This is a genomic window from Pseudomonas sp. EGD-AK9 (genome assembly GCF_000465935.2).
In the GTDB taxonomy this organism is placed as follows: domain Bacteria; phylum Pseudomonadota; class Gammaproteobacteria; order Pseudomonadales; family Pseudomonadaceae; genus Aquipseudomonas.
In genome coordinates, this window is record NZ_AVOF01000203.1 from 1 (window position 1) to 6,098 (window position 6,098).

Annotated in this window: 7 protein-coding genes; 1 reads left to right on the plus strand and 6 read right to left on the minus strand. The window is 68.0% G+C overall.

Going from position 1 to position 6,098, the window contains the following annotated elements; translation table 11 throughout:
- From N878_RS10840 to N878_RS10850, 3 genes are all read right to left on the minus strand, one after another.
- On the minus strand, positions 1 to 682 hold a 682-nt coding region (locus tag N878_RS10840), incomplete at its 3' end, for an ABC transporter substrate-binding protein (RefSeq protein WP_021443676.1).
- 50 nt (positions 683 to 732) lie between these two features.
- The gene (locus N878_RS10845) at positions 733 to 2,100 is read right to left on the minus strand and encodes a glutamine synthetase family protein (protein ID WP_021443677.1); all 1,368 of its coding nucleotides are present in this window, start codon (positions 2,098 to 2,100) and stop codon (positions 733 to 735) included.
- 121 nt (positions 2,101 to 2,221) lie between these two features.
- On the minus strand, positions 2,222 to 3,613 hold the full coding sequence (locus N878_RS10850; RefSeq protein WP_021443678.1) for an aspartate aminotransferase family protein: 1,392 nt from the start codon (positions 3,611 to 3,613) through the stop codon (positions 2,222 to 2,224).
- A 250-nt stretch (positions 3,614 to 3,863) separates the two neighbouring features.
- Here N878_RS10850 and N878_RS10855 point away from each other — a divergent pair, with 250 nt between their 5' ends.
- Positions 3,864 to 4,517: a GntR family transcriptional regulator gene (locus N878_RS10855; protein WP_021443679.1), complete on the plus strand. Its 654-nt coding sequence runs from the start codon at positions 3,864 to 3,866 to the stop codon at positions 4,515 to 4,517.
- Positions 4,518 to 4,633: 116 nt separating this feature from the next.
- Here the strand turns inward: N878_RS10855 and N878_RS10860 are convergent, their stop codons facing one another.
- From N878_RS10860 to N878_RS10870, 3 genes are all read right to left on the minus strand, one after another.
- Complete coding sequence (locus N878_RS10860) at positions 4,634 to 5,041, minus strand: SMI1/KNR4 family protein (protein ID WP_021443680.1); 408 nt, start codon at positions 5,039 to 5,041, stop codon at positions 4,634 to 4,636.
- Positions 5,042 to 5,117: 76 nt separating this feature from the next.
- Entirely contained in the window at positions 5,118 to 5,486 is a 369-nt protein-coding gene (locus N878_RS10865; protein WP_021443681.1) for a VOC family protein, read from the minus strand.
- A 99-nt stretch (positions 5,487 to 5,585) separates the two neighbouring features.
- Positions 5,586 to 6,098: Tim44 domain-containing protein (locus tag N878_RS10870; RefSeq protein WP_021443682.1), on the minus strand; the 513-nt coding region annotated here is incomplete at its 5' end.

Sequence of the window (6,098 nt, forward strand, 5' to 3'; positions counted from 1 at the left end):
CGACGAGGAAGCGGTCGAAGCGGCGGATCAGTTCCGGGTGGCGGTAGCTGCTCAGGTGGAAGCTGGTGTAGGTCAGCGGCAGTTGCTGGTCCAGCTGCAGGTAGTCGCTGGCCAGGCCCATCTCGCCGAGCTGGTAGCGCACCACCTGGGGGTTGGCGTAGAGCGCATCGAGCCGGCCGCGGGCGACCATGCGGATCAGGCTCTGGATGTCCTGGGTCTCCACCAGGTTCACCCCGCCCTTGGCCAGTAGCGGCTGCCAGGCCTCGGCGGTGAAGCCGCGCACCGTGCCGAGCTGGCGCACCCGGGCCAGGCCCTGGCCGCGCCGCTCGGCGAGCACCAGGGTGCCGTCGACGATCTGCGCGGCGGCATCGCTGTAGTGCAGGCGCCGACCGGTCTTGGCCTGGCGCGCCCAGGCCGGGTTGTCGGGGAACAGCAGATCGAGGCTCTGCTCGTCGAGCAGGTTGCGGTACAGGCGGTTGATCGGCTGCGGCAGCAGTTCCAGGGTCAGGCCCTCGTGCTCGGCGAAGGCCTGCAGCAGGTCGAGGCAGTAGCCTTCGGGCGGGCTGCCGGCGACGGCGCGGTAGTAGGGGAAGTAGTCGTGCAGCTCGATACCGACGCGCAGCGTCTCGCCCTGGCCCAGATTGGCCAGCAGTGCCAGAGCCAGCAACAGCCAGCGTTTCATGCGTTTCTCCCCGCCCCTCGCCGTAGCAAGCTTAGCCCAGGGGGCGCCGTTCAGGCGTGGCTCAGGTACCAGCGCCAGTCCTGTTCGCCCACCTCGCCCATGAACTGGCGGTACTCGGCCCATTTGATCGCCAGGAACACCTTGAGGAACTCCTCGCCCAGCGCCTGTTTGGCCCAGGCGGAGTTCTCCAGCGCGCGCAGCGCGGTGAGCCAGTCGGTGGGCAGGGTCTCGCGCGCCTGCTGGTAGCCGTTGCCGATGATGGCCTGGCCCGGGTCGATCCGCTCGCGGATGCCCTTGTGGATGCCGGCGAGGATCGCCGCCGCGGCCAGGTAGGGGTTGGCGTCGGCGCCGCAGATGCGGTGCTCGACGTGGCGACTCTTGGCCGGCCCGCCCGGCACGCGGAACGACACGGTGCGGTTGTTCACCCCCCAGCTCTTGGCCAGCGGCGCATAGCTGTTGGCCTGGAAGCGGCGGAAGGAGTTGGCGTTGGGGCAGAAGATCGCCAGGGCGTCGTCGAGCGTGGCCATCATCCCGCCAATCGCATATTTCAACAGCGGCGTGCCCTGCGGGTCTTCGCTGGCCATGAGATTGTTGCCGTCCGCGTCGGCCAGCGACACGTGCATATGCAGGCCGCTGCCGGCCTGGTCGCCGAACGGCTTGGCCATGAAGCAGGCCTGCAGCCCGTGCTTGTTGGCTACGCCCCTGACCAGGCGCTTGTAGCGCACGCCTTCGTCCACCGCCTGCAGCGCGTCGAAGCGGTGCTCCAGGGTCAGCTCGAGCTGGCCGGGGGCGTATTCGGAGATCGCCGTGCGCACCGGCAGGCCCTGCGCCTCGCAGGCGGCGTAGAGGTCGTCGAGGAACGGCTGCAGCTGCTCCAGCTCGTACACGCCGTAGACCTGCGGCGCCTGCGGGCGCACACCGTTCATCTGCAGCGCCGGTTGCGGCCGGCCGCAGGCGTCGCGGGTCTTGTCCAGCAGGTAGAACTCCAGCTCCACCGCCATCACCGGGTGATAGCCGTCGGCCTTGAGCGCCTCGATGGCGCGCACCAGCACGTGCCGTGGATCGCCCGGGGTGGCCGGCATGCCTTGAGTCGGGTGCATGCTCACCTGCAGCTGGCCGGTGGGCACCACGCGCCAGGGTTGCAGGCACAGCGAGCCGGGGATGGGGTAGGTCCAGCAGTCGGCATCGGCCACCTCCCAGACCAGGCCGCTTTCTTCCACGTCCTCGCCCTGGATGGTCAGCGACAGGATCGAGCTGGGCAGCGGCCGGCCGTGCTCGTAGATGGCCAGCAGCTCGTCGCGGTGCAGCAGCTTGCCGCGCGGGATGCCGTTGGCGTCGATCAGCATCAGCTCGATGCTGCGTACCTCGGGATGGGCGTCGAGGAAGTCGCGGGCTTCCTGGGGGTTGGCGAATTGCATGGTGGTCTCTCACCTGATGGGCACGTTGTGCACCGGGGCGTAGGGTGGATGGCGCTTTATCCATCCACCGGGTATCGGTGGCCTGTTGGTGGATGAAAAGAGCGTCATCCACCCTACGGTTTTATTCGCGGGCGCCGGGAATGGCCAGCAGCTCGGTGAGGGCCTGGTCGAGCATGCCTATCAGCTGGTCCACATCCTGCTCTGTGGTCGAGGGGCAGCACAGGGTCATATTGTGGAAGGGGGTGATCAGGATGCCGCGGTTGATCAGGTACAGGTGCAGGGCCATCTGCAGCTCGTCGTGGAACGCCGCCTCGGCCTCGGCGCCGGTGCGCGGCGCGGTGGCGCAGAACTGGAATTCGCAGCGCGCGCCCAGCTCGGTCACCGACCAGTTCAGCGCGTGCTGGCCGATCAGGCGGCGAAAGCCCGTCGCCAGTCTGGCGGCCAGGGGCAACATATGGGCGTAGGCGGCCGGGGTCATCACCTGTTCCAGGTTGGCGCGCATGCAGTGCATGGCCAGGGCGTTGGCCGACAGCGTGGTGCCCATGCCGCTGTGGCCGTGGCCATGGCTGCCTGCGCTGGCGCGCTGGCGCGCGGCGGTCATGGCCTCGGCCATCGCCGCGCTGCAGCCGAAGATGCCGCAGGGCACGCCGCCGGCGATAGGTTTGCCGACCACGAAGAAGTCCGGCTCGAGGTTCCACAGCTTGGTGCAGCCGCCGATATCGGTGGAGATGGTGTGGGTTTCGTCGATGATCAGCAGCGCGCCGTACTTGCGCGTAAGCTCCCGGCACTGCTGCATGAAGCCCGGCTCGGGCAGGACCATGCCGATGTTGGTCATGGCCGGCTCGCAGAGCAGGGCGCAGACGTCGCCCTGGGCCAGCGCGGCCTCCAGGGCGGCGACATCGTTGAACGGGATCGAGCGGCTGTACTGGGTCAGGTCGTAGGCCTGGCCGACCAGCCCGGAGCGGGCCACGGTCTGGCCGTCTCTGTGGCGCACCATCACGTCGTCCACCGTGCCGTGGTAGCAGCCGTCGAACACCAGCAGGGTCTTGCGCTGGGTAATGGCGCGGGCCCAGCGCAGCACATAGCGATTAGAGTCCGTTGCCGTGGCGGTCACCTGCCAGAACGGCAGGCCGAAGCGCGCCGCCAGCAGCTCGCCGCAGACCACCGCGTCCTCGCCCGGCAGCATGGTGGTCAGGCCGTTGTTGCCCTGTTCGGCGATGGCCTTGGCGATCGGGTCCGGCGAGTGGCCGAACATGCTGCCGGTGTCGCCCAGGCAGAAGTCGATGTACTCGTGGCCGTCGACGTCGTAGAAGCGCGCGCCCTTGGCCCGCTCGACGAACAGCGGCACCGGGGTCGACCAGTCGGCCATCCAGTGCATCGGCACACCGCCGTACAGCGAATGCTGCGCGCGCTCGGCCAGGGCGACGGACTTGGGGTTGCGGGCCAGGAACAAGGCGCGCTCGGCGGCGGCGAAGCGTTCCACGGCGGCGGGGCTGATAGCGCTGGCGGTCATCTGGGCATACCTCGGTAAGAATCTGGCGGTATGATATTTTGTGATCACATATTAGTAAATGATGTCGATGAATCCGCTATATTTCGCCGATACACGGTTTTTTGGTGATCACAAATAAGGTGCGCCAGTTCGTCGCTTAGGCACAAAGCGGCGTCTGGAGTACACTCGTGCACATTTTTCACGGAGGCCGCCATGCGTGACTGTAGCCTGACCCTTGCCCAACTGCCGGCGCCGCCGCTGGAGGCGCTCGATGGCCGATAACCTGCAGGAGCAGCTGTACCAGAAGATTCGCGAGGGCCTGCTGGCCGGGCGTTTCCAGCCCGGCGAACGGCTGAAGATCCGTGACCTGGCGGCGCAGTGGGGCACCAGCCCGATGCCGGTGCGCGCGGCGTTGCAGCGGCTGGTGGCCGAGGGCGCGCTGGAGGGCGAGCCGCAGCGTTCGGTGCGGGTGCCGGCGATGACCCGCGAGCGCTACGAGAACATCTTCCAGGTGCGCCTGGGCCTGGAAGGGCTGGCGGTGGAACTGGCCACGCCGCGCCTGCAGGCGGCCGATCTGGCCCTGCTGCGCGACTGCGTGGCACGCATGGATGCGGCCATCGAGCAGCGCCAGGTGCAGGACTACCTCCGCGCCAACAGCCAGTTCCATCTGCACCTGTACGCCGCCTGCGGCAACCCGGTGCTGCTGCGCTCGATCGAGTCGCTGTGGCTGCAGATCGGCCCCTTCTTCAACCGCCTGTTCACCGGCGCCGACCTGTCGCTGCGGCTCAACGACTTCCACGAGGACGCCTTCGCCGCCATCGAGGCCGGCGACGCCAAGGCCGCGCGTCAGGCGATGGAGCAGGATCTGCTGTACTTCGCGCGCTTTTTGCTCAACCTGCTGGCGCTGGAGCAGGGCGAGGGGTGAGGCGCTGCTCCCCAACGGCGTCGGGGGCAGTCCTGCAGGCTGGGTTAGCCGCCAGCATGGTCAGTGCGGCGGGCGGCACTTTCGCGGCGGCCTGACCCAGCGCCGCTGCCCGGCCCTCAGCTTTCCAGCCAGACGTCGCGGCACCAGTGCCACACCGAGTCCCAGCTCTCGTCGGTCAGCTCGCCCTCGTCGCCGTCCCACAGCCAGACCTGGCCTTCCACGTCCACCGCGTAGTAGTCGCGGCCGCTCTGGCACAGCGGCACCAGGTCGCGCGGCAGGCCCAGGCTCCAGGCCTCGGCGGCCACTTCCGGCAGGTAGGTGTGCGATTGCGGGTCGCTGGCGGTGACCGGCTCCAGGCGGCCGTAGACCACGTCGCTGACCTTGAGCAGGAACTCGCGCAGCTCGAAGGGCAGGTGGATGAGGATCTGCTCCTGGATCTCCACCAGGGTTTCCTCGTCCGGCAACTCCAGCGGCACCGGCACCGGTTCGTTGAGTTCGCGCAGCTGTTCGATGACTTCTTCCACGGGGGCAACCTCCTGATCAATGCGGCGGGCTTTATACCCCAACAGCCTGCTGGGGCGGTATCGGTGCGCGACGGCTTCAGCCGGCGTGGAAGAAGGCCAGCTTGTTGCCGTCCGGATCGCGGAAGTAGCCTATATAGAAGCCGGGCATGCGTTCGCCCGGTGCGCCTTCGTCGCTGCCGCCGAGGCTCAGCGCCTTGGCGTGCAGTTCGTCGACCTTGGCCCGCGAGCCCGCCACCAGGGCGGTCATGCAGCCGTTGCCGACGCAGGCCTGCTGCTGGTCGTAGGGCAGGCAGACGCCGAACATCGGCTGCTTCATGCTGGTGCCGAACAGGGTCAGCCGGCCGATATCTACCAGCGGCTTGGCGCCGAGGCCGGCGAGCAGCTCGCCGTAGAAGGCCTTGGCCTTGTTCAGGTCGTGGGTACCGACTGTGGTGTATCCGATCATCCGCGCGTGCTCCTCGAGGTAGGCGCTATCACTCTAGCCGAAAGTCGACGGGCAAAAGAAACCCGGGACAAGCCCGGGTTTCTGTGTTGCGCGGCGCGATCAGTTCTGGCGGATGCCGGCGATCAGCCAGGGCTGGTTGTCGCCCTGGGCGCGTTCCAGGCGCCAGCTTTCGCTGAACGGCTCGCCCTGGTCGAAACGCGAGGTCTTGGCCACGCCGCTGAAGGTCAGGGTGGCGGTGGTCTTCTCGGCATTGTCGTCGACGCCGTCCAGCTGCACGGCCAGCTCGTCGATGTAGGTGGACTGGAAGCCCTCGCCCAGTTCGGCACGTTCGCGCTTGAGGAAGTCCAGCAGCTGCGGGGTGACGAACTCGGCGATCTTGTCCATCTCGTCGGCGTCCCAGTGCTGCTGCAGGTTCATGAAGTGCTCGCGACCGGCGGCGATGAAGCTCTGCTCGTTGAACCAGGCCGGGGCGTTGATCACCGGACGGGCCGCGGCAGCGGCGTTGCCGCCGAAGATCGAGGTCGGCGCGGCGCTGGCCGGCATTTCGCGCTGGTAGGGTGCGCCGGCCGCGGCGACTTGCTGCTGCTGGCGGGCGCGACGGGCGGCGAGGAA